The 23,708-nt window shown below is 47.3% G+C and carries 25 protein-coding genes and 1 pseudogene; 21 read left to right on the forward strand and 5 right to left on the reverse strand.

The genetic code is table 11. The features are described 5' to 3' along the window. Positions 1-6 precede the first annotated feature (6 nt). The 5 genes from H1230_RS12055 to H1230_RS12075 all read left to right on the forward strand — a co-directional run bounded on the left by H1230_RS12055 (position 7) and on the right by H1230_RS12075 (position 3,539). Positions 7-1,059, forward strand: a complete 1,053-nt coding sequence (locus H1230_RS12055; protein ID WP_239715695.1) for a Gfo/Idh/MocA family protein — start codon at positions 7-9, stop codon at positions 1,057-1,059. A 78-nt stretch (positions 1,060-1,137) separates the two neighbouring features. After that, positions 1,138-2,013, forward strand: coding sequence for a sugar phosphate isomerase/epimerase family protein (locus H1230_RS12060; protein ID WP_239715696.1), 876 nt, complete (start codon positions 1,138-1,140; stop codon positions 2,011-2,013). 129 nt (positions 2,014-2,142) lie between these two features. Further along, positions 2,143-2,388, forward strand: a complete 246-nt coding sequence (locus H1230_RS12065) for a hypothetical protein (RefSeq protein ID WP_481857136.1) — start codon at positions 2,143-2,145, stop codon at positions 2,386-2,388. A gap of 11 nt (positions 2,389-2,399) precedes the next feature. Beyond that, positions 2,400-3,242, forward strand: a complete 843-nt coding sequence (locus tag H1230_RS12070) for a sugar phosphate isomerase/epimerase family protein (RefSeq protein WP_239715697.1) — start codon at positions 2,400-2,402, stop codon at positions 3,240-3,242. Positions 3,243-3,272: 30 nt separating this feature from the next. Continuing rightward, a complete protein-coding gene (locus H1230_RS12075) occupies positions 3,273-3,539 on the forward strand; it encodes an ROK family protein (RefSeq protein WP_239715698.1) in 267 nt (88 codons plus the stop codon). Here the strand turns inward: H1230_RS12075 and H1230_RS12080 are convergent. Beyond that, on the reverse strand, positions 3,520-4,218 hold the full coding sequence (locus H1230_RS12080) for a stalk domain-containing protein (RefSeq protein WP_239715699.1): 699 nt from the start codon (positions 4,216-4,218) through the stop codon (positions 3,520-3,522). The two genes, H1230_RS12075 and H1230_RS12080, sit on opposite strands and share 20 nt — an antisense overlap. 114 nt (positions 4,219-4,332) lie before the next feature. Between H1230_RS12080 and H1230_RS12085 the strand changes: the two are divergent. From H1230_RS12085 to H1230_RS12135, 11 genes and pseudogenes are all read left to right on the forward strand, one after another. Next, a pseudogene (locus H1230_RS12085) lies at positions 4,333-4,425 on the forward strand (IS5/IS1182 family transposase); the annotation flags it as partial. A 222-nt stretch (positions 4,426-4,647) separates the two neighbouring features. Then, positions 4,648-6,393: a sensor histidine kinase gene (locus tag H1230_RS12090; protein WP_239715700.1), complete on the forward strand. Its 1,746-nt coding sequence runs from the start codon at positions 4,648-4,650 to the stop codon at positions 6,391-6,393. After that, entirely contained in the window at positions 6,386-7,807 is a 1,422-nt protein-coding gene (locus tag H1230_RS12095; RefSeq protein ID WP_239715701.1) for a response regulator transcription factor, read from the forward strand. Before H1230_RS12090 ends, H1230_RS12095 begins: the two co-directional genes overlap by 8 nt. Next, positions 7,804-9,471, forward strand: a complete 1,668-nt coding sequence (locus H1230_RS12100) for an extracellular solute-binding protein (RefSeq protein ID WP_239715702.1) — start codon at positions 7,804-7,806, stop codon at positions 9,469-9,471. The genes H1230_RS12095 and H1230_RS12100 overlap by 4 nt, the downstream gene beginning before the upstream one ends. 145 nt (positions 9,472-9,616) lie before the next feature. Further along, positions 9,617-9,961 carry a DUF2294 domain-containing protein gene (locus H1230_RS12105; protein WP_239715703.1) on the forward strand — a complete coding sequence of 115 codons (345 nt, stop codon included), beginning with the start codon at positions 9,617-9,619 and terminating at the stop codon, positions 9,959-9,961. 231 nt (positions 9,962-10,192) lie between these two features. Next, positions 10,193-11,299 carry an ABC transporter substrate-binding protein gene (locus H1230_RS12110; RefSeq protein ID WP_239715704.1) on the forward strand — a complete coding sequence of 369 codons (1,107 nt, stop codon included), beginning with the start codon at positions 10,193-10,195 and terminating at the stop codon, positions 11,297-11,299. Positions 11,300-11,301: 2 nt separating this feature from the next. After that, on the forward strand, positions 11,302-12,261 hold the full coding sequence (locus H1230_RS12115) for a nucleoside hydrolase (RefSeq protein ID WP_239715705.1): 960 nt from the start codon (positions 11,302-11,304) through the stop codon (positions 12,259-12,261). A 4-nt stretch (positions 12,262-12,265) separates the two neighbouring features. Next, on the forward strand, positions 12,266-13,087 hold the full coding sequence (locus tag H1230_RS12120; protein WP_239715706.1) for an ABC transporter permease: 822 nt from the start codon (positions 12,266-12,268) through the stop codon (positions 13,085-13,087). Positions 13,088-13,091: 4 nt separating this feature from the next. Next, entirely contained in the window at positions 13,092-13,880 is a 789-nt protein-coding gene (locus tag H1230_RS12125; protein ID WP_239715707.1) for an ABC transporter permease, read from the forward strand. 15 nt (positions 13,881-13,895) lie between these two features. Beyond that, positions 13,896-14,960, forward strand: coding sequence for an ABC transporter ATP-binding protein (locus H1230_RS12130; RefSeq protein WP_239715708.1), 1,065 nt, complete (start codon positions 13,896-13,898; stop codon positions 14,958-14,960). Between the two features lie 23 nt (positions 14,961-14,983). Continuing rightward, positions 14,984-16,705: an adenine deaminase C-terminal domain-containing protein gene (locus H1230_RS12135; protein WP_239715709.1), complete on the forward strand. Its 1,722-nt coding sequence runs from the start codon at positions 14,984-14,986 to the stop codon at positions 16,703-16,705. A gap of 383 nt (positions 16,706-17,088) precedes the next feature. On the opposite strand, the gene H1230_RS12140 is transcribed toward H1230_RS12135, so the two are convergent. Together H1230_RS12140 and H1230_RS12145 are read right to left on the reverse strand one after the other, a co-directional pair. Next, positions 17,089-17,562 carry a YbaK/EbsC family protein gene (locus tag H1230_RS12140; RefSeq protein ID WP_239715710.1) on the reverse strand — a complete coding sequence of 158 codons (474 nt, stop codon included), beginning with the start codon at positions 17,560-17,562 and terminating at the stop codon, positions 17,089-17,091. Positions 17,563-17,647: 85 nt separating this feature from the next. Next, positions 17,648-18,205: a TetR/AcrR family transcriptional regulator gene (locus H1230_RS12145; RefSeq protein WP_239715711.1), complete on the reverse strand. Its 558-nt coding sequence runs from the start codon at positions 18,203-18,205 to the stop codon at positions 17,648-17,650. 314 nt (positions 18,206-18,519) lie between these two features. On the opposite strand from H1230_RS12145, the gene H1230_RS12150 reads away from it, so the two are divergent. After that, positions 18,520-19,176: a DUF2239 family protein gene (locus H1230_RS12150; protein WP_239715712.1), complete on the forward strand. Its 657-nt coding sequence runs from the start codon at positions 18,520-18,522 to the stop codon at positions 19,174-19,176. A gap of 17 nt (positions 19,177-19,193) precedes the next feature. Then, a complete protein-coding gene (locus tag H1230_RS12155) occupies positions 19,194-20,090 on the forward strand; it encodes an alpha/beta fold hydrolase (RefSeq protein WP_239715713.1) in 897 nt (298 codons plus the stop codon). Positions 20,091-20,131: 41 nt separating this feature from the next. Here the strand turns inward: H1230_RS12155 and H1230_RS12160 are convergent, their stop codons facing one another. Further along, a complete protein-coding gene (locus H1230_RS12160; RefSeq protein ID WP_239715714.1) occupies positions 20,132-20,983 on the reverse strand; it encodes an aldo/keto reductase in 852 nt (283 codons plus the stop codon). A gap of 168 nt (positions 20,984-21,151) precedes the next feature. Here H1230_RS12160 and H1230_RS12165 point away from each other — a divergent pair, with 168 nt between their 5' ends. From H1230_RS12165 to H1230_RS12175, 3 genes are all read left to right on the forward strand, one after another. Continuing rightward, the gene (locus tag H1230_RS12165) at positions 21,152-21,601 is read left to right on the forward strand and encodes a MerR family transcriptional regulator (protein ID WP_239715715.1); all 450 of its coding nucleotides are present in this window, start codon (positions 21,152-21,154) and stop codon (positions 21,599-21,601) included. Positions 21,602-21,684: 83 nt separating this feature from the next. After that, the gene (locus H1230_RS12170; RefSeq protein ID WP_239715716.1) at positions 21,685-22,359 is read left to right on the forward strand and encodes a stalk domain-containing protein; all 675 of its coding nucleotides are present in this window, start codon (positions 21,685-21,687) and stop codon (positions 22,357-22,359) included. A 182-nt stretch (positions 22,360-22,541) separates the two neighbouring features. After that, positions 22,542-22,790 carry a hypothetical protein gene (locus H1230_RS12175; RefSeq protein WP_239715717.1) on the forward strand — a complete coding sequence of 83 codons (249 nt, stop codon included), beginning with the start codon at positions 22,542-22,544 and terminating at the stop codon, positions 22,788-22,790. 36 nt (positions 22,791-22,826) lie between these two features. Here the strand turns inward: H1230_RS12175 and H1230_RS12180 are convergent, their stop codons facing one another. Further along, a complete protein-coding gene (locus H1230_RS12180; RefSeq protein WP_239715718.1) occupies positions 22,827-23,639 on the reverse strand; it encodes a class I SAM-dependent methyltransferase in 813 nt (270 codons plus the stop codon). Positions 23,640-23,708: the final 69 nt, after the last annotated feature.

Consider the following 23,708-nt stretch of genomic DNA (forward strand, 5'->3'; position numbering starts at 1 on the left):
TGCAAGATGAAAAAAGTAAAAGTGGGTGTTGTGGGTATTGGATCGATAGCCCATATGTTTCATTTAGACAATTATCGTGATCACCCAGCGGTTGAGCTAGTCGCCGTAGCGGATATCGATAAGGAAAGAGCTATCAGCACAGCAGCTGAATATGATGGAATTGTCGCTTACGGATCGGCGAAGGAAATGTTCGAAGCCGAAGACCTGGATGCGGTCAGCATTTGTACATTCAATAACTCTCATGTGGAGTTGGCCCTGTTGGCGCTTCAGCATGGCCTTGATGTATTGCTGGAAAAACCAATGGCGATGAATATGGAAGAAGCTGAATCTCTGAAGGCGGCTGAGTCCGCCTCGGACAATCTTGTCATGATCGGTATGAGCCACCGCTACCGTAACGATTCCCAGATCATCCAGCGAACTGTAGAAAGTGGCGAGCTGGGCCATATTTATTTTGCTAAGACCAAGATTTTGCGTCGTCGTGGTGTACCCGTCGGCTGGTTTACAGATAATCAGTATTCTGGCGGTGGACCCATGAAGGATATCGGTGTACATGTGCTAGATCTAGCCTGGTGGATGATGGGCAAGCCGGAACCTGACAAGGTAGTGGGCAAGTTGTTCCGAGAAATAGCTCCTTATGGAGATGATGCTTCTTTTCCTTATGCTGCCTACTCGAAAGAGAACAAGGAAGAAGGCTTATATAATGTTGAGGACCTCGGCGTAGCTTTCATCACCTTTAAGAACGGGGCAGTATTGACCGTTGAAGCAAGTTGGGCTATTAACGGCAGTCAGGATGATGCTGTCAAGGTAGAACTGTTCGGAACGAAAGGTGGAGCCACGCTTGAACCGCTCACCTTATTCCGGGATACCGGGGGTATTCCCGTTGAACATACGCTTGGAGTTCCTGAAACTGACTTCTACAAGAAGGAAATTGGGCATTTTATCGAATGCGTGCAGCAGCGAAAGAAACCTTTATCTGACGTGGAGCAAGGGGCGACGGTAACGTCACTACTGGAAGCTATCCGTATTTCTTCAGAGAGCAATGATATTTTCAAATTTTAATAGTTGATTTCAGTATGGGCCATGCGAGTACGAAGGCGTGGGTTAATTTCTAATTTTGGAAATAGGAGGGATTAATAGATGGAAAAACTGACCAACAAAATAGGTGTGATTGTGGACAGCTTCGGCGTCGGCATACGGGAAGGGCTGAAGAAGGCGAAAGAGGTCGGAGCAGAAGGTGTACAAATTTATGCAGTATCGGGTGAAATGGACCCCGGGCAGTTGCTGTCGGTCGACCGAAAGGCCTTGAAAAAGGAGATTGCAGGACTGGGACTGGAGATATCCGCACTCGTCGGTGATCTTGGCGGTCATGGTTTTCAGGACTGGCAGGAAAATCCGTTCAAAATCGCTAAATCGAAAGCCATATTGGATCTAGCGCTTGATCTGGGCTGCAATATTGTGACGACACATATCGGGATCGTACCGGAGCAAAATACGGAGATTTATCGTGTAATGCAAGAGGCCTGTGACGAGTTGAATCGGTATGCCAAGCAGGCAGGAGCCTATTTTGCAATCGAGACAGGGCCAGAAACGGCTCAGCTGCTTAAAGTTTTTTTGGATTCCCTATCGGATGACGGAGTTTCAGTCAATTTTGATCCAGCGAATATGGTGATGGTAACGGGTGATGACCCTGTTCAGGGGGTTCACACATTGAAGAATTATATTGTTCACACCCATGTCAAAGACGGGATTCGTTACCAGAATGTTGACCCGCGTGAAGTATACGGCGCGCTTGGGTTTGAGCCGATGGATCACGGTAAAATATCCAAAATGGTGGCAGCTGGTGAAGTATTTCGGGAAACCCCGCTGGGTGAGGGAAATGTGGATTTTAACGCTTATTTCAATGCGCTGGTGGAGATCGGGTACAAAGGCTACTTAACGATCGAACGGGAAGTTGGCGGACAGCCTGAAGAGGATATTCGCCAGGCAGTGTCTTTTATTAATCGATATAGATAGAGATGGGAGGCTCATGACAACATTTATTAAGAGGGATTATTGTCTCCTCCCAGGCCCTTATTGGCGAACCGTTACACGGGGGAGATACTATGGTGAAGATGAACAAGGCTGCGCAATTAGGAGGGGCAGTTGGCATTCGTACCAACGGTTCGGAGGTGTTTAATACTCCGACGCTGGAATAAGCTGAGTGCAGTTCTTCGGGTACCTGTATTTATGGAAGGGAAAGTATGGCGGCCGGAGGAAGCACTGGCGGCGCTGCAGGCGGGGGCACAGAATGTTGTGGTCGGCAGTGCGATTACAAGACCACAGCTGATCACTGAATCCTATACTTCCGCCGTCGAGCAATGGCTGGCTGATCATGTGATTAACAATTAAGAGGGGTGAACATGATGAAATCAAGTTTGAGCGTATGGAGTATGCATAAATATATGTACTCCGGAGAAATGGACAATGAGCAATTCATAGAATTCACAGCCACCACTGGCGCGAAGGGCGTGGAACTGTTAAGCGTGTTCTGGAAGGAGGATGGACGAGAGGAAGAACGTATTCATGCTGCTTTGCAGCGGACGGGGCTGCAGATGGCCTGCTTCGGTGCAAGCAATAACTTGGCTCTTGCCGATCCGGACGCCCGTCGGGCACAACTTCTCAATATTACGAGTTCCGTGGATCGTGCGGTATTGTTCGGAGCTCAAGTAGTGAGGGTATTCTCCGGTGACAAGGAGCAGGATGTAACCTACGAAGATGCAAAGACTTGGATAATCGCGGGACTCAAAGAAGCGGCCTCCTACGCGAAGGACAAAGGGATTAAGCTATGTCTGGAAAATCACGGGTTGTTCGCCGGGAAAGCGGATCAGGTACTGGAAGTGATTCGCGAGGTCAATTCGGATCATCTCTGCAGCACGTTCGATACCGGAAATTTTTTGCTTGTGGATGAGAATCCGAGCGAGGCGATCACGAAACTAAAGGATTACATTGCTCATGTTCACTTCAAGGATTTTGCCCTTGTGGAAGATGGATATAGCGGCACGATTTACACCTCTCTCGAAGGAAAAAAGTTTACAGGTCATGTTCCTGGGGAAGGTTCTGTTGACTTTCCTTATATTTTGGGGGAGTTAAAAAACAACAATTATACGGGTTGGTTGACCGTGGAATATGAAGGTGACGAGGAACAGAAGGAAGGCTCCACCCGTTCTATTCATAATCTGGAAGCTTACCTTGCTGCATTGTAAAGGCGGACAACGTAGAAGGGGGAAGGTCTGATGATATCTTATCCAGACGATTCCGTAGCGATCGGAGTTGACATCGGTGGAACGAAGATCAGGTTCGGTGCAGGTATGGATTGTCGGAATATGGTGTGCCTGGCACTTGGAACCGGTGTTGGCGGGGCAGTCATCACAGAGGGCCGGCTTCTACATGGCGCAAATGGTAGAACTGGTGAAATCGGTCATATGACAGTGAATATGAACGGTCCTGCCTGCATTTGTGGCAGTTACGGCTCTCATCCTTTTAATTCCCGATCCTCATAGAAAATGTGTTTTTATCAAATACGATTTCATTATTTGGAATGCCCATTTGAGTTGCGAAGTACCGCAGGGGTACATAAGTATTCTGTTTGAAAATAAGCGTTTTGGGAACCTCATTCGTACCGCTAGGCATCATACCATCCGTACTAGAAGTATCCTCCACACCATTAAAAATCAAAGATAACGAGGGATAATAGTAGATATCTTCGACTGAAGTTATGATTGCGTGCTCTTCATCTATCATTGGTTGAATATTATTTCCAGTATAGATATTGACGTATCTACTTAATTTAATGGGTTGCCTATTTACTGTCGAGGCATCGGGTTGAGACTCAAGACTGGCTTGGGAGACTGCGTTATTGTTCTGAGCCATCGATGAACTGCCTACCGTTATTTGTAATTTATCGGAATTCCAGTTTACTTCCGTCACGCCAAGCATATTAGCAAAATACCTTAGTGGCACATAGGTCGTAGCTTCATAAATCATCGCTTTAGGCACATATGAAACACCATTATAGAACTCCCCGTCTTTCCCGCTGTTATCCGCCAGACCATTGAAATAAAGTTTTAGTTTAGCATAAACTGTAATGTCCGTATTCATGGAACCAGCGGCTGAAACGGGTGAGTTGAACAAACTAACGGACAGAACGACTGTTGAAAGAAATCCAAGCATTTTTTTCATGAACATTCTCCCTTCAATGTAAAAAATATATGTATTCAATTAACACTTTAACAAATTATGGGGTTTGTTGTATAATGTTTCTTGTTTGATTTTTACAATTAATCTGGGAGAAATTTTTTTAACAAACTCAAACAATTCCGTGGGATCGCAACACGCTATGACAAGCTTTCCCGAAACTTTTTGAGCTTACCTTATTGGCTTCTGTGATGATTTTGTTGAAGCAGCTCCATTAAGATGAGTATCAGACAAGCCCTAGATAACTCATCCTTATATTCTCGAAGAAACGGCTTCACCGTCCATAAAAGGACGGTGAAGCCGTTTCTTCTTGCGCTCATTTCTAACGTTACTAAGTTATATTCTTAGAAGGATAAATCTGGTATTCTGATAATAATAAACCGCTTTCACGAAAGAGAGAAGAGGACATTGCCGATGCTGCGAGCAACCCTAAAGAGTCATACGCCAGCGGTTAAATCTTTGCGCAAAACGTTGGTTATCTATGTGGTCATTGGGACTTTGCTTCCGCTGCTGCTGGTCGGTGTTGTAACTTATTCTTCGATCTACTCTATTCTATCGGGCAAAATCGGCAACGGGATCAGCGCAAGCCTACGGCAAGAAGCCGTAAGTCTGGAGAATGCGGTCGATAACCTGGATTTCGCCTCCAAGCAATTTGCACTGGATGGTCAAATTGTGGAAGAGATGTCCTCTTTTCTGCAGGAAAAACAGATTTACCGCAAATCGCAAATTATGAACTCGATCAACCAGAAGATTAATCTCGTCAATTTCACTAATCCTTATATTGGCTTGACCGCCTATATTATGCCGGGCAGTGATGATCCGGTACTGTTTACTAATATGAGTACACGGCGGAATTTTGACATCAGCAGCCTGCCCACTTTTATGCGTTATAACGGAGCTGATTACTATGGGCCACACAACACGATGTATGCGGTTGGTGATAATCTTGTCTTCTCCGAACAGCGCATCGTGCGGGTGACCGGACAGCAGCAGCTGTATATTTATCTGGAAACGAACTATAGCTTGCTGCGCAAAATTTTTAATCAGGAAGCCTACGGAATGAAGGTTAACCATCTGCTTGTGAATCAGCAGGGAAATATTACGAATGTGCTCGATGGGAAGCTGCCTGCTCAAATTGTAAAAGCTGCGGGCGGGAGCTCGACTCTTACACATGAAGAGCTGGGTGGTTACCATCTGTTCCGCTACGAAAGCCCCCAAGGCTGGAAGCTAGTCTCTGTGGTTAAGAAGTCTGTCTTCAATAGCGAGATTTACTCCTGGTTCTATAAAATGATCCTGTTGGCCCTATCGACACTTGCCTTCGCCGGGTTTCTGGCCTGGCTGATTTGGAAGCGTATTTATGGCCCTTTAAGGAAAGTTAACCTGGAAATTATCCGCATGGCGGAAAATGTCACCGCACCGGTTTCATTCACTAATGTAGAGGAGTTCGACTTTGTGCTCAGCAACTTTCAGCAAATGAAGGATCAGGTTAACGAGCTCATTCTGGCGGTTGCCCGCAATGAGAAGCAGAAGAGCCAGTTCGAAATTGAGAAGCTGCTCAGCCAGATTAACCCGCATTTTCTGCACAATACCCTCAATACTGTGCAGTGGCTGGCCCGGCTGAACGGGCAGAAAGAGATTGATAAACTGGTGACACTGCTCGTGAAGGTGCTGCATTATAATCTGGGCAAGCAGAGCATAATTGTTACCATAGCGGAGGAAATAGAAGCGATCCGTAATTATATGGAGCTGCAGCGTATCCGTTATGATTATGAGTTTGAGTTCAATGTGCAGGTCGATGAGGCTGTGTTGCGTGCGGCTGTTCCGCGGTTTCTGCTGCAACCACTCGTTGAGAATTCCATTTATCATGGCTTAAGCGATAACGGGAAGGTGGATGTCATCATCACAGCGCATGGTGCAAATGAGGTACTGCTTTGTGTTAAAGATAACGGTGCGGGAACTGATCCTGAAATGATAGAACAGCTGCTCTCGGATAACGGAGCTAAGGAACGGGGCCTGGGGATTGGTTTCTCCTATGTAACACGAATGCTGCGAACCTACTACGGAGAACAAATGACGCTATTAATGGATAGTAAGCCGGGAGAGGGCACGACGGTATCTATTATTATTCCTAGAAAAAATAAGGAGGACTTCGATGATTAAAGCTGCAGTGGTCGATGATGAGCGACTTGTGCGCAAAGGCTTCATCTCCCTGATCGACTGGTCATCTTTCGGAGTGGTTATCGTGGGTGAAGCTGGCGATGGCAAAACCGCACTTACGCTGCTCCAGCAGCAGAAGGTGGATCTGCTCTTCGTGGATATTACGATGCCGGGTATGTCGGGATTTGACCTTATCCGGCAGGTGAGGTTACGGTTCCCCGGCATCCGCTGTGTTGTACTGACCTGCCACCATGAATTCGACTATGTTCAGGAAGCCATGCGTCTGGGTGCTGTTGATTATATCGTCAAGACACTGCTAGAGATGGAAAATGTAGATGAGACGATTGGCCGTATCGTGGAACGGATGAAGTGGGAGGACAGTACTCGTGAGGTGCTGCTCCGTGGAGAGGGCAAGGTAATGGCTGCCGACAAAGCGCTGCTCTACGTTCCTTTGGAACAACAAGCGAGTGAAGAAGAGCTGTTTCAGCTGTCAACGGTAAAGAATAATCCGCTGCTCGCTTTTCAGGAGATGTGGGTATCGCCACTGCTCCAGCGGATTTCAGAGGAGGAGTGCAGGCGTGAGCTTAAGGCTCGGCTGGGTACACGCTGGCAGACTGCACTAGTCAGCGGGCTGCGGGGCCAGCCGCTTCAGGAGATTGAGGAGCTGTTCAATGCGAAGCTGCAGCATACTCTTTTTTACAGCGCGTGCTCGGGTAGCGAGGAACTGACTGTATTAACTTATGGGGAATTGAAGGGTGAGGGAATCACGGCACCAGCAATTCAGCTGCTCCACACAGAGGAAGAGTTGTTCGAACAAGCACAGAATCTGAAATGGACCACAGATGGGGTGGAATGGGATCAGTTTGTAGCTGACGTGGCCCGACTTAAGCCCCGATATGATCACTTCTCCGCATTTGGACATTCTCTGTTGAGCAGTTGGGGGACTTTGCTGCTGAAGCCTGAGGAAGCAGAGCAGTTGGAGCAGGCTATCGGGTGTAACTTGAACTGGTGCCATTGGAAAAATTGGCTGCGGCGGTTCTCGGATAACGTGGGACGACGAATGCTGGAGCTTAGTCTGAGCAAAGAGGTAATGTCTTGCCTGATCCGGGCTGTTCGCTACATGAGAAGCCATGCTGGTGACAAAATCAATCAGGGTGAGGTGGCGGCCGCTATTAATATGAGCCGTGGATATTTCAGCCAATGTTTTGCCAGGTTTGCGGGGGAATCCTTTGGTGAAACACTGCGGGGAATGAGATTGGAGCTGGCTAAATCGCTGCTGCTGGAGACAGCAGTTCCTGTCTGTGAGATTGCCTCCAGATCCGGATTTGAAGATGATCGTTATTTCAGCAGGCTGTTCCGGGAACGCATCGGCAAGCTGCCGAGCGAATATCGTGCGGAGGGGAGGGTACAGTTATGAACTGGAGAGGATATATTCTGCCTGTCCTCTTACTGCTCTCGCTCACGGCTTGCCGTGGCAATAATGAACCTAGCCATTCGGGTAATCTCTCACAGGAAGGAAGCAATGCCGAGCCTGCTGCGTATGGAAAATATGTCGATCCAGTAGTTATGCGCATAAGGTTCAAGGTTCCCGATTCCCGGCTTAACACGGGCGACAGTAATGATAACAATCCGATCACCCGTTATTTGGAGAGCATTACAAATATCAAGGTGGTCCATTCCTGGGAAGCAAAGGGTGAAGAGACGTTTACGCAAAAGGTACAGCTGGCGATCGACAGCAACGATCTCCCGGATGCGATGGTTGTGGATCGCGATCAATTGAAGAAGCTGATTGATAATGACATGATCGAGGAGTTAACAGAAACCTATAAGAATTATGGTTCCGAATTAATTAAGGAAATGTATGATTCAACGAAAGGTGAAGCGCTGAACGATGCAACTCGGGACGGGAAATTATACGGGTTGCCTAATGTAGCTATTAACGCCGATTCTCCATCTTTGCTCTGGGTTCGCCAGGATTGGCTGGAGAAGCTGGAGCTGCAAGCACCAAAGACGTTCGACGATATTGAAGCAATCGCTCAAGCCTTCGTTAACAAGGACCCTGACGGCAATGGAAAGCGGGATACGATAGGTCTGAGTGGCTACAGAAATATTGTGTACGGAACGAAGCCGCATGTGAATGGTCTGGATACGATCTTTAGTGCTTATCATGCTTTCCCAACGAACTGGATCAAAGACAGCTCAGGCAAAGTAGTATATGGCTCAATCACGCCGGAGACGAAACAGGCACTTGCCAAGCTGGCAGACTGGTACAAGCGAGGACTGATTGATCCTGAATTTGCGCTCTATAAAGAAACGCAGGAGCCTATAATAGCGGGGAAGACAGGCATGTTCTTCGGTCCGTGGTGGATGCCCTATTATCCATTGTCGGAAGCGGTGGCCCTGGACACCAAAGCGGAATGGAGAGCCTATGCGGCTCCGCTCGATGCCTCGGGTAATTTTGTTGCCCATATGGCTCCGGTGACCGATCGATATTTGGTTGTACGCAAAGGTTATAAGCATCCTGAGGCTGTAGTGAAGCTGCTTAACGCTTTTACCAGATTAGAAAGACGGCAGGACCCTAACCAGGAGGAGGTTAAGAAGCTGGATGATTTCTCCGCACAGACAGGTATTCAGCCACGGGCCTACTATCCGTTCGACCTTCTGCTTGATTACTCTGATGCTATTGAGAAACATTATTCTGATATCCAGCAGACGTTGCATAATAAGATTGATCCAGATACGCTGGACCCGGATACGCGACTCATCTATGATCAGTGGATGGCAGATTCCGAACAGCCGAAGAAGAATTTGGAGGGCTGGAAGGCGGCTAATGCTTATAAATACGGGGTTGCCGTGTTGACCTCAACAGCTATAGAGGGGGTTCGCAGCGTTTTTTATGGCAATACACAGCTCATGCAGAGCAAATGGCCGGCATTGCAGAAGCTGGAGAGTGAGACCTTCCTCAATATTATTGTGGGTGATGCTCCTCTTAGTGAATTTGATGCTTTTGTGGCCAAATGGAGAAGCCTTGGCGGGGATAAGATTACACAAGAGGTTACGGTTTTAGTTGACCGGAAGTGAATGAGCTGTAATAAGTCATTGTTCGTGTTTGGCGTCACTTTCATGTTAACTATGGCTTTTTTCTTGCCGGATATCTAAAGTTTATGTATAATAACATTAATTATCGATATGAATGTACGATATTTCGTTTTTTGAAGGTGGTTCCATGGCAGAGCTGGACAGTACGGAGAACAGGAAGAAGATGTGCCAGATCTACAATGAGCTATCCAAGGAATTATTTGGTTTTGGTACGACCCTGCTTCGCGTAACGGTTGATCAGCGGGTCATCACCTTTCATGCCAAACATCGCAGGTCACCCCGTTCTACAGCACTTGAGGGCGAGGCACCTGAACTTAAGCAGGAAGTGGATTTTCGCATGTCACTGCTGTTTAAGAAGAAATTCAAGGAAAGACTACAGGATGAGATGGGTTTGAACATCGAGGTTCTGCTTCGGGATTATGATGCACCGACACAATGGGCTTTTACGAATATGGTATTGGCTGGTGAGTAATGATATTATCACGGATTTTCGTTTTTGATCTATCTTAAACGAAGACCGTCCTTTTATAACGGGTACCTCTTTACTTTGTTTACACAGAGAAAAGTGTTCTTGTTTCCTACAAGAATACTTTTCTCTTTTTTATGGAAAAAATAGGTAATGCGAGCTTGACTACGATCGGGAGGTGTGGGGAGATTACAGTTTGAGTTCACCGAATCAACCAAATCAGGGAGGTTAATAATCATGAAAAAAATAATGGGTACAGTCTTGGCATTTACGCTTACAGCGGCACTAACAGCCTGTGGTACATCCGGCAATAACACCAATGGAGCAAATAGTGCCACCAATAACGCAACAACTAACAATACAGCAGCCCAAGAGACAGAAAAACCGGCTGCTAAGGATCTGGTTATCTCTACCTGGGGCTTCTCGGAGGATTTCTTTAAGGAAGCGGTATATGAACCCTTTGAAAAGGAACATAATGTCAAAATCGTCGTCGAAATTGGCAACAATGCTGAACGTTTGAACAAAATCCGCCAAGGCAGCTCCGATGTTGATGTCATCTACCTATCGGACTATTATGCGCAGCAGGCGATTGACGAGGATCTGTTCGAAAAGGTAGACCGTGCCAATATTCCGAATATCGACAGTATTTATGATCTTGCTAAAGCGCCGCTGGGCGAAGACTATGGTCCGGCTTACACGATCGGCCGCCTCGGAATCGCCTATAACCCGGCACTCGTGAAGGGTGAAGTGAAATCATGGAAGGACCTCTGGACGGCTTTTCCTAAAAATTTATCCCTTCCCGCTATCACAGCAACTGCAGGTCCGATGATCGTAGATGCGGCTTCTGTTGTCTCGGGCAGCAGCGAATTTAACGAAGATCAAGCCTATGCGAAGCTGAAAGAACTGGATAGCAATGTAGTCAAATATTACAGCCAGACTTCAGAATATGTAAACATGTTCGCCCAGGAGGAGATTGCTGGAGGTCCAATTATGGAAATGTACTTCAAAGACTTGAAGGCCGCTATTCCCGCTGCTGTATTCGTAGCTCCTTCTGAAGGTGCTTATGCGGTAATGAATACACTTAACGTGGTAAAGGGAACGGATAATAAAGAATTGGCCGAAGCTTTTATTAACTGGCAGCTAAGCAAGGAAGTACAGGAGAAATCAGCCAAAGGCAAAATAGATTCGCCCGTAAATACCGAAGTGGTGCTGACCGAAGAGGAAGCGCAGGGTGTTACTTATGGTGCAGACGTGATCGGCAAGCTGCGCAAGCTGGATATGAAATTTGTGAACCAGAACATTACCGAATGGACGGATCGCTTTAATCGTGAGATTGGCGGTTAAGGATGACAGCGCGTAAAAAAGTAATTCTTGATGTAGATACCGGTGTGGACGATGCTCTGGCCATCATGCTGGCGGTGACAAGCGGACAGTTCGATATTCTGGGTATTACCACCGTAAGCGGCAATGTTTCACTGAATCAGGCTACCGCGAATACTTGCAAAATTCTGCAGCTGCTCGGCGTGTCTGCTGAGATTCCGGTCTATCGTGGTGCTAGCAAACCGCTGGTACGTGAACCCTTCTTCGAGCATAACGTGCATGGGCGTGACGGGATTGGCGGGGCGCTGGCGGATATGCCTGTTCTTAAGGAGGCTGAAGCAGAGGCGGCTGCTGATTTCATCATCCGCCAGGTGTTGGCCCAGCCCGGAGAGGTCACGCTGATCATGACCGCTCCGCTCACCAATCTGGCGCAGGTGCTGCAGAAATGCCCGGAACTAGTACAGCATACTGCTGAGGTAATTATCATGGGCGGTGTAGTAAAGGGCTACGGCAACGTAACCCCAACGGCCGAATACAACATGTATGTCGATCCTGAGGCCGGGAAGCAAGTGCTCCAAGCCGGTTTTGAACGGCTTACGCTGGTAGGGCTCGATGTCACGCGTCAGGCGCTGCTTACAACAGCGGATATTGCCAGACTGCGCAATCCCGAAATAGCTGCGTATGTAGCACAGAGCACCGCCGATTACCGGCAGCGGTATTTCGAACGCAATGGCGTTCAGGCTTGTGCCCTACATGACCCGCTGGCTGTGGCCGTAGCGATGAATCGCAAATGGGTTACGGTGCAGGACTATTATGTGGATGTAGAAACCCGCAGTGATCTATGTGATGGGCAGACCGTTTGCGATTTCCAGAATCGTCTAAACAGACCACCTAATGTTAGCGTCTGCCTGGAGGTGGATGACCGCGCTTTTATGGAGGGATTTATCCATAGCTTAAACCAAGAGCTGACGGAAAGACGGGAGTAAGAGGATGAACAAAAGATTCTTGTACCTGCTGCTGTTGCCGGGAATCCTGTTTCTGGCAGCCTTTATGTTAATTCCCATTATGTTGACTATTGCTTCAACCTTTGTGCAGGACGGGCAGTTGACGCTGGAGGGTTATCTCCATTTTTTCCGGGACGGTTATTTTAATCGCATCCTATTTACTACGCTGAGGGTAAGTGTTGTAACAACGCTTGTATGTATACTGCTCGGTTATCCGACCGCCTATTATATCTCCCGTACCAGTGCTCGGAAGAAAAGTATTCTGCTTGCGCTGGCTATCTTCCCGCTGTTGACGAGCCCCGTGGTCCGTTCCTTCAGCTGGATGATTATTCTCGGTAAAAAAGGGCTGCTGAATACCTTCCTGCTAAGCACCGGGCTGATTCATGATCCGCTGGAAATAATGTATACCCCTGTAGCGATGATGGTCGGCCTCGTGCATCTATTCCTGCCGCTGATCATTATTACGCTGCTTGGTGTGATGGAGAATCTGGACTATGAGCTGGTTCTGGCTGCACGGAGTCTCGGCGCATCATCCTTCACAGCGTTCCGCAAAATCATCTTCCCGCTGACCGTGCCGGGACTTATCATCGGCAGCATCCTTGTCTTTGTCGGCAGCTTGACGGCGTATACGACACCGGCGCTGCTCGGCGGCAAGGAGCGGGTCATCTCTACGTTTCTGTATCAGAATGCCATGACCCTTAATGATTGGCAGGCGGCCTCAGTAATTGCCGTAATTATGATTGTCATTACGTTTGTGGTCGTGGGTCTGATGAATAAATGGGCCAACCGATTAAATCCGAAGGGGTGAGAACATGAAGGAAGGAAACCGCGCGTTATCCCTGTACACGCTGCTGGTCTTTATATTTTTACTAGGCCCGCTCGCGATTATTTCGGTCACTTCTTTTGAGCCGGGCACCATCCTGAAATTCCCCCCTGAGGGCTTTTCATTGCGCTGGTATAAGAATATTTTTGAAGTGAGTATGTTTATGGAGACGTTCAAGACCTCGGTCATCGTCTCTATGCTTGGCAATCTGCTTGCTTTATTGCTAGGTGTACCTGCGGCCTATGCGCTCAGCCGGTTTCGTTTCCGTGGACGAGATACGCTCAATGCGCTGTTCCTGTCACCGGTACTGATTCCTGGAATTGTGCTTGGCTTTACGCTGCTCCGCTATTTGATTGTGGTCTACGGACTGCCGATCTATGCCGGACTGCTCATCGGACACACCGTAATCATGCTTCCTTTTATTATTCGAGTGATTGCTTCCAGCTTGGCGAATTTCGATTTTGCTGTGGAGGAGGCGGCGCAAAGTCTTGGGGCAGGGCGGTTATATACCTTTTACAAGATTGTATTGCCCAATATTCGCTCCGGCATCATGGCAGCTATTCTGATTGCCTTCTTGGAGTCCTTCAATAACGTGGATATTTCCGTATTTATGACAGGGCCTGGCGTGAGCACATTGCCGATACAGATGCTGACCTATGTGCAGAATTATTTTGACCCGACGATTGCGGCCATTTCGGTCATCCTGATGGTACTGACAGCAGCCCTGATGTTCATCATCGAACGGCTGATGGGATTCGCCTATTTTACCAAACGATAACGGAGGCACACGTGAATGGCACTCTTAAGCCTTGAACAGGTATCGGTTGCTTACGACAACCATTTTATATTGGAAGATTTCAATCTGCAGCTGGAAAAAGGTCAACTTCTGTCCCTGCTCGGACCCAGCGGCTGCGGCAAAACAACGACCCTGCGCCTGATTGCCGGATTCTTGAATGCTGAGCAGGGCAAATTCATGTTCTCTGGACAGGACTATACCAACGTTCCTGTGAACAAGCGGAATTTCGGTTTTGTATTTCAGAGCTATGCGCTGTTTCCCCATATGTCGGTATATGACAATGTGGCGTTTGGTTTGCGACTGCGCAAGCTGAAGGAAGCGGAAGTCAAGAAGCGGGTTCTGCGCATGCTCGACATTGTTAGTCTGAACGATTTTGAGAAACGGCTCCCGCAGAGCTTGTCCGGGGGTCAGCGGCAACGGGTCGCGATTGCCAGAGCGCTTGTCATTGAGCCTGATTTGCTTCTCTTCGACGAGCCGCTTAGTAATCTGGATGCCAACCTGCGGGTCAATATGCGCGTCGAGATCCGCCGGATTCAACAAGAGCTGGGAATTACAACGGTTTACGTCTCCCATGACCAGGAGGAATGTTTCTCGATCTCCGATCAGGTAGCGGTTATGAATCAAGGGAAGATAGAACAGCTCGATCATCCGGCCGCGATTTTTAAATATCCAGCCAGTGAATATGTGGCCCGTTTTATCGGTTTTGGCAATTTCATCTCGTTTGAGAACCGGAATGATGAAGGAGAGGATATTGAGCTATCCTCCAAAGGGTTTAATTTCCAAGCAGTCAAACGACTGAATGGGGCCGGGAATAAGGGGCTGTTGGGTGCGATTCGGCCTGATGATTTGCAGTTGCTCGCTAACGTTGTGGATTCCAGATTGACCAGTAATACGCTGCCGGGAACGGTGCAGGTCAGTACGTATCTTGGCCGAAGCTATCAATACGAAGTGGAGACGGAGCTAGGTACATTTACCGTAAATCAGGAGATGGATGAACCCTTTAGACAAGGGGAACGTGTGACGGTTTATTTTCCAAAAGAGAAGCTGGTGCTCGTGCAGTAAAGCTTTAATAAGGAGTTTATGAGATGCGTACAGATCAATTAATTCTGAATGTGAATGTGTATAACAGTTATTATAAGAAGTTCAACCTAGGCAATGTGGCTGTAAAGGATGGACGTTTCCTATATATCGGGACCTTGGGGACTGAGACGTTCGAAGCGGATGAGATCATTGAAGGAGAAGGCAGAACGATGGTTCCTGGCCTGATCGACATTCATTTGCATATCGAAAGCACGATGATTACACCGGAAACCTTCTCGTATGGTATTTTGCGCCATGGGGTAACGACCATCGTCCCAGAGCCGCATGAGATGGCCAATGTCTTTGGCGTTGAAGGTGTCCATGAGATGATCCGGGCCAGCGAGGACTGTGAAGTGGATATGTTCTATGCTATTCCGAGCTCAGTACCAGCTACGACACTGGAGACTACCGGAGGTTCGATCGAGATTGCAGATATTGACCAGCTGATGCAGAGTGAGCGGATGATCTGTCTCGGGGAAGTGATGAATTATGTCGATGTGATTCGTGATCCAGACGGCAAAAGCAATCAGATTCTCCAGCACATTCGGACCCACTATCCCGATTTGGTGATTGAGGGGCATACCCCGAAGCTGCTGGAGCTTGATTTGCACCGGCTGATCTATGCGGGCATAGATTCAGACCATACCCATCAGAGCCTAGAGGGACTGGCTGCGCGTATCGCGGCGGGAATGTTTATTGAGATTCAGGAGAAATCGATGACCCCTGATGTCGTGGACTATTTAATTCAACATCCGGTCGGTGAGCATTTTTGCTTTGTGACCGATGATGTGATGACGGATTCACTGGTCGCGACCGGTCATCTGGATCATTTGGTGCGCAAAGCGATCGCGATGGGCATGTCGCCTGCGGATGCTGTTTATGCGGCTACCTTCACTCCATCCCGGCGGATGAAAATGAATGATCGAGGCATGATCGCCCCGAACAAAATCGCTGATTTCCTGCTGCTCTCGGATCTAGCTACCTTTGAAATAGATGCGGTCTATAAGCGAGGAATACAGGTGTATGACCAGCATAACCCACTTCCACAGCGGGAGCCGCTTCCGCGTTTCCCGGCCCATTTCTATAACAGCGTAAAGCTGGGTCTTATGACGGCAGCCGACTTCGAGGTAAGACCGGAACAGCCGGACGGTCGTTATGGCTGCCGGGTGATGATGGTGAATAATGTGTCTACATTTACGGATGAGTTGCATGGAGAAGCCGAGGTTCGAGGCGGGCAATTGCAATGGCAGGAGAGTGGATATGGCCTAATCGCCACCTTTGAGCGCTACGGGATGAACGGCAACCGCGCCTACGGCTTGATTGGTGGAGCTACAATCAAGCGTGGAGCTATTGCCACAACGTATTCGCACGACAACCATAATCTGCTCGTCGTGGGCCATAATCCTGAAGACATGGCTGTGGCGGCTAACGCGGTTATCTCCAGCCAAGGCGGGTTCTGCGTAGTCTGTGAGGGGAAGATTATCGCTTCACTAGACCTTACGGTCGGCGGTATTCTGACTGAGGAGCCACTGGAGAAAACGGCGGCGCAGGTATCTGCGCTGCGCAGTGCCATGGAATCGCTAGGCTATGACCATTACAACCCGATTATGTCCATCAGTACCCATTCGCTGCCGGTCAGTCCGGCGCTGAAGATTACGGATCTGGGCCTGATTGATGTTGGCGCCGGTAAAGTGGTGCCGCTCTTGTTCCCATTGTCTGAGGCTTAGACTAGACCGAAGACCGAAGGTTGGATACAGCTTTTCCCCCTCACATTTTAAAAGCAACCTGACCGTGACTAACGGTTCAGGTTGCTTTTTTGTAGATATGAGTAAGAAAAATCTTCACTATACATTTCCAGAAATTCCGTGCTGCAAAAATGTTGTAACAAATACAACATTGCCTGATGATATGGCGCTGATTCAGCTAAATGTTGTATCAAATACAGCATTTGTTGCCACATCATGCTTAACAACGAGTAAATGTTGTATTTCATACAGAATTATTGTTATCTCACGTTCTACAACGAGCAAATCTTGGATTTCATACAGGATTTCTTGTCCGCCCTTGCTTAGTTACGGCTAAATTAGAGGCTATTGTTAGTTATAAGCTCTTATTCCCAGTCCTTACATACATCAACCCAATCCTTGCTGCCAGAGTATTGTGCGAGTTCATCGCAGGTCAGCTCTATCGCTGAGTTGGTACTTCCGCAGGCCGGAAATAGCGTGCTAAACCGCTTCATAGAGACATCCAGGAACACATCTAGTTCATGTGTCAGTCCAAAAGGGCATACCCCGCCGATCGCATGGCCGGTTTGTTCAAGTACTTCGTCCGGAGTCAGCATTCTAGCTTTAAATCCAAAGGTTTCCCGGAATTTCTTGTTGTCTACTTTAGCGTCTCCGGTGGCTACGACCAGAATGGCAGCTTCACCTTCTCCTCGAAAAGAAAGCGTCTTAGCAATGCGAGCGGGAATAACGCCGATGGTCTCTGCGGCTTGTTCGACGGTAGCACTGGAGGTGGCGAACTCTTGGACATCCTGTCCCCTGTTATGGAGCCGGAAATGGGCTTTCACATTTTCTATGGACATAGTAATCATTCATTCCTTTCAACATCATTTGTTCGCATATTCAGCGCAGTCTGCATCGGACCATCGCGAATCAGTCGGGTAAGCATTAAGGCCATCTCGCGGGGGGAAAGGCTTGATCGGTCTCAAACCAATGCTGGATGAGGCCGAAATGGGCAGCGCTGAAATAGGCAATCAGATAATCTGGCGGCACCTCTGAAGACTTGGCTTCGACTAGTTCTGGGGGGGTTTTCTCAAACATTCGGGTCCGAATTAAGGACTTGAGTTTAGTTCCAAAGGCTGCAGACCCGGTAGACGAAAAGATAATCCTGAACCAGCGTGCGTGTTCGTTCAAATAATTAAAAAAACTCATAATCGTAGCAAACGGTTCATTCTCAGAGACTTGATATACGGAGTCTACTATACTCCACTCCCACTGAGCAGATTGAGTTTCCATTCCGGCAATCAATTCAGCTTCGATATGATCCAGTAGGTCATAAATATCCTGATAATGCAGATAAAAGGTTCCCCGGTTTATTCCGGCTTTCTCCGTTAAACTTCGGACGTTAACTCCCTCAAAGCCCTTATCTTCAATTAAGGCCAGCAAAGCTTCCTCCATCAGTCCTTTGGTACGAATGACACGAAGATCCGTAAGCTTCTCAGCCACTATATTCAGTCCTCCTACAAGGTTATTTCTGAGTAACGAACAGGTGCATGAATAGTGGTCCCTTAATGAAATAGTTGAAAATGTTGATTATTTTATGCTCGTCATACTTTCATTATAATGAACAACGCAGTTATAAATCAACAGTGTGTTCATTAAAGTCAACTTTTTAAGTAGAGAGTGTGTGATATGTATGGCTGAACATTCAAGTCAGTTGGCGGCGATAGTTGGGGGCTGCGGCATTTTACCAGGGTGATATTGATTTTTTATTTTTACCCGGGTATAATTAGCGTGGCATTCAGAGGAGGAGGTACAGCATGATAAATGATCTTTACTGCACGGCATTTTTGGGTGTGGGAATCATCGCCAGTGGTTCCTTGCAGCACGTTATTTCTACAGTAAAGGAGACTCTGGATGACAGAGACCTCACACAGCTGCTTATATTTGACGATTCCACGGGGAAGCAAATAGATGTTGATTTTCGTGGGAAGACAGATGATGTGCTCAAACGATTAGGAGAACAGTTTGGTGACTTGTCCAGTACGGAAGGGAATCACCAACCTACACGGCCGGTCGGTCGCCCTAAGCTGGGGGTTGTATCCGGTGAGGTTACGTTATTGCCACGGCATTGGGAATGGCTCAAGAGTCAACCTGGAGGGGCATCGGTAACATTACGAAAACTCGTTGACGAGGCTCGCCATGCTGGAGGAAAACAGAGCAAGATCCGAGAGTCACAAGAAGCAACACATCACTTTATGACAGCTATGGCCGGGAACTTCCCTCAATACGAAGAAGCTCTGCGAGAATTATATGCAGGTGATTTGGAGCGTTTTTACCACTTCATTGATGACTGGGCACCTGATATCAGAAACCATATTAAAAAAATAGCCGCTAATTCCTTCCCTGAAGGGAAGGAATTAGCGGTCGAAAATTTACGTCTTCTGCCCATAGCAGAATATCCGAGACCGAATTAATAGGAGGAGAACATATTATGAACATCCTGAAAGTTAACGGCGTCGATTTGGCCTATGACAGTTTCGGTAACGAAAACGACGAGGCTATTATCCTAATCGCCGGGCTTGGAACCCAGATGATTCGCTGGACGGTTCCTTTTTGTCGGATATTAGCAGCGCGAGGCTTTCGCGTGATCCGCTTTGACAATCGTGACGCAGGTTGCTCGACACACTTTAGCCATTATCGGACGCTGGATTTTGACGCACTGGCTACTGCTCTCATGTCGGGACAGCGACCGGACATCCCTTACACTCTCGATGACATGTGCAACGATACTATCGGACTACTCGATGCCCTTTCAATTGACCAGGCACATTTCGTTGGCAGGTCGATGGGCGGAATGATCGCTCAGATTGCAGCCATTGAGTACCCTGAACGGGTGTTATCACTCACCTCCATTATGTCCAGTTCTGGTAATCCCGCCCTTCCGCAAACCTCGCCGGATGTCATAGCTATGATGACTAAACCGGCGCCAAACCCATTTGAGGATGAAGCAGGATTTTTGGCGCACAGCCTCTCTTTTGCCAAACGCATTGCCGGCACTGGCTATCCGTTTGAAGAGGATGCATATCGGGCGCTCATTCTGGAGGAAGTCCAGCGAGCCTACGATCCAGGCAGCGTCGGGCGACAAATTGCGGCTATTGCTGTCTCCGGTGACCGTCGTCCGCGGCTGGCGACCATAAAAGTACCAGTGCTTGTCATTCATGGGGTGGAAGATCCCCTGTTTGTCCCAGCGTGTGGGGAGGATACGGCTTCTGCCATCCCGGGCGCCGAGCTAATGTTGGTTGACGGCATGGGACACGACCTGCCGCACCAACTATACAAAGTAACCGCTGATAGCATAGAGCGAACGGCTCGTCCTGTCCGTTCTTAGATTAGGATAAACGTGTGATGAGTTTGCGGTTCAACCAAGGTTTACAGATCGACTCTCAAGGTACCCAGCATCTTGGCGAATTTCGGATCGTGGTAGGATAAGAAAAGGCTATCCCGCGTATCGAGAGCGGAGATTTGTTCGATATCGTCCGCGCTCAACTCAAAATCGAAAATGTCGAAGTTTTCGACGATCCGCTCTTTTCTCACCGATTTTGGAATTACAACGACTTCACGCTGAACAAGCCAGCGCAAAACGACCTGAGCGATGGACTTGTTGTATTTTTCTGCGATCGAGGCCAGCACTTCGTTGCCGAACATGTTATTAAGTCCTTCAGCGAAAGGAGCCCACGACTGGTGTTGAACTCCCTGTTCTTTCATAAAAGCAGCACTCTCAGTCTGCTGGTAGAACGGGTGTGTTTCGATCTGGTTGACGGCGGGTACGATTTCGTTATGCACGATGAGGTCCATCAGACGGTCGGGCAGGAAGTTGCTGACACCGATCGCCTTGATCTTGCCTTCGCGGTACAGGTCTTCCATCGCACGCCAAGCGCCGTAGTAGTCGCCGAACGGCTGGTGAATAAGATATAGATCGAGATAGTCGAGCTGCAGCTTCTTCAAGGATTTAGCAAATGCAAGCTTGGCATTCTCGTAGCCGGCATCCTGAATCCAAAGCTTGGTCGTGATGAACAGCTCCTCACGCGGCACGCCGCTACGTGTGATCGCGCGTCCTACCGCTTCCTCATTGAGGTAACCGGCCGCGGTATCGATCAGACGGTAACCAGCCATCAGCGCTTCATATACGGAATTCTCGCATTCTTCAGCATCCGGAACTTGGTAGACACCAAAGCCGATGATCGGCATTTTTACACCATTGTTCAATGTTACGGTTAGCATTGTAAATTCCTCCTAGTGTTTAATGTACAACAGCAAACGGCGTATTTATCAGGAATCGGGCAATGAAGCGGGGATTCCACTTACGTCCGTGTTGCATTACAATAAGCCTATCTCCTTCGTGTAACACGAAGTCAAACAATCTTATTATTTTTTTTAGGAGGATCACACATGCATACAGTCAAAGAAGCCGCCCTGATAACGGGACTCACCGAGCATGCTGTTCGCTTTTACACCGATAAAGGGTTGGTGCCAAGCGTACAGCGAAATGAGAATAATATCCGGCTGTTCGACGAAGAATCGATCAACTGGCTGCATGGCGTCAGATGTCTCAAGCAGTCTGGGATGCCGATTGAAATCATCAAAAAATATGTCGATCTCTGTCTCGAAGGGGATTCGACCATTCCGCAACGCAGCGCACTCATGATGGAGCATAAAGAGGTGGCGCTCGTTAAGCTCGAAGAAGCCAAACGGCACGTAGCCCATTTGGAACAAAAAACAGCCCTATATCAGGACATTCTGGGGCACCGCTCACCAGACACGACCAATCCCGGCAACTGGGACAAAATTCAGCATATGCATGCTGACGTGTTTTATTCGCCCTCTGTTCGGAAGGCGTGAGAGAAATCATCGGTAATCTATCTCTATTTTTCAAAGAGCCGAAAGGTGATAGCAAGTAAATCTGATGGTAGGAGCTGTTAGCTATGAAACATTTCAAGAATGGTTTAAAAACCGCACTTATTTGTGTAGTTCTTCTCTCGGTAGCGACGGCAGTACATGCGGCCATCCCGATTCGTATTATACTGAACGGTAATCCTGTATCCACAGACGTTCCGCCTAAAATGGAGAACGGGCGTGTGCTCGTACCCATCGGTACGATTGCATCGGCACTTGGTGCATCCGTTCTTTGGAATAACGAATCCAAGACAGTTAACATTAATACGAAGGAAAATGTTTGGGACGATAATTTAGCGAAGGGAATCTATTGGCTGTCCCTCCATGACCTAATCATGCAGTATATCATCGGATTTGATTCACGGAACCCTGACCTAGTGAAGCCGCTTCGTTCAGGATATTTTGACAGCAATGTGATTGGTCCCGAAAATATCGTTCCTATAGGCGGAATCTATCCAGCCGTTATTGACACCCAATTTATAGACGTGAAGCAGGATAAAAATTTTATCATTACGGTACGAGTCGCCATAGTGAAGCAAGAGGCTGGTCTAGTAAAACAAACTCTGGACTTTGTACTAGAACCAGCAAAAACAGATTCGATGTACGGTTACTTTATTAAGGGCATTTGGCAAGTGAAAGAGGAAAAGCTGAAAGAGTATTCTCCGGTACCCGGTATTACATATCATGGCGACGTTACAAAATAACGATATTCATTTGAAATAAACTGAGTCTCTGAAAAATTAGCCATATCAGGCATGCTAGCGGAGAACGTTAGTAAAATGAGCATCCGAAACGAAGCTGCCGGTACGAACGGCAGCTCTATTACGTTAACGGGCAGTATAGTTAAAAGGGCGTTATATTAAAATTAACCTTGAGGAGAACGAAGATGAATAAATACTGGAATTATAGAGTGTTAAAAAAGGATTGGAAAAATGGTTTAGTTTCATATGATGTATGTGAAGTTTATTATGATAATGACATACCTACTTCATGGATTTGGGGTAAAAATATACTTAGTGGTGAGAGTAAAGCAGACTTAGAATGGAGACTAAATAATTCAATATTGAAAGCATTTGAAAAGCCAGTGCTTGAAATCATTGGTGATGATGAAGGATTAGTTGAAGTAAAGGAATAGTGAAAGGTTTATGATTCTACTTTAACTTACGGTGAACTATAGTTTTCTTGCTTTGATTACAAAAGTTACAGGAAGCATCTTTGCTTTTTTGGCAAAATCACTGTTATCGTCCCGCGATTGCATAATTTCATCATCAGATTGCTCAATCATTTGTTCAATAACAAATCCCGCTTTTGAGAGCGCATTTACATAGGTTGATAGTTTACGATCCGATAATGTTAGCGTACCTTCATCAAGTGATACCGAATACCAAGATTCATCAAAATAAGATTTTTTAAAAGCAAGCATATTATTTTCGGCAACAACACATTTGTGTATAGGGTGAGACCAGCTGAAAATAAATATGCCATCTTTATTTAGGTAAGAAGCGATCCGGCTAAAAGTACCCTCAAGGTCGGTGGTCCAGCCTATGGCATAAACCGAATAAACGAAGTCAAAATAATCCTCCGGGATCCCACATTCATCTTCCATGGGAGAACAGATCAAATTTGCTGAAAGACCACACGATGTCAAATGCTGTTTTGTCTTTTCGATTTGTTGCTCTGATATATCTGTACCCCATAGTTCAATGGCTTTGCGTTGCCCCACATATTGCAGGGATTGACCGCTTCCACAGCCTATTTCCAGCACTTTTTTTCCGGAGATATCACCAAAAAGTTGGCACTTTTCTTCTGAGACAAATGCTCCATAGAGAGGAAGCGCGGTTGCTCCTAAGACTTCATTTCCTTTTGTATCCCAAAAGATGCTGTTTGTTTTATGTATAGAATCCTTGTCCAAATCGACCGTGATAGCGCTACCAACCTCACCTGCGCCTATAATGTTTGTTCGATAAACTGAATTCTTGTCCATGCCGATACCATCCCCCAATATAATTAATATGAGCCTAAACCAATATCACGACTTGCGCATTATCCCAAT

Source organism: Paenibacillus sp. 19GGS1-52 (genome assembly GCF_022369515.1).
Taxonomy (GTDB): Bacteria; Bacillota; Bacilli; order Paenibacillales; family Paenibacillaceae; genus Paenibacillus_AQ.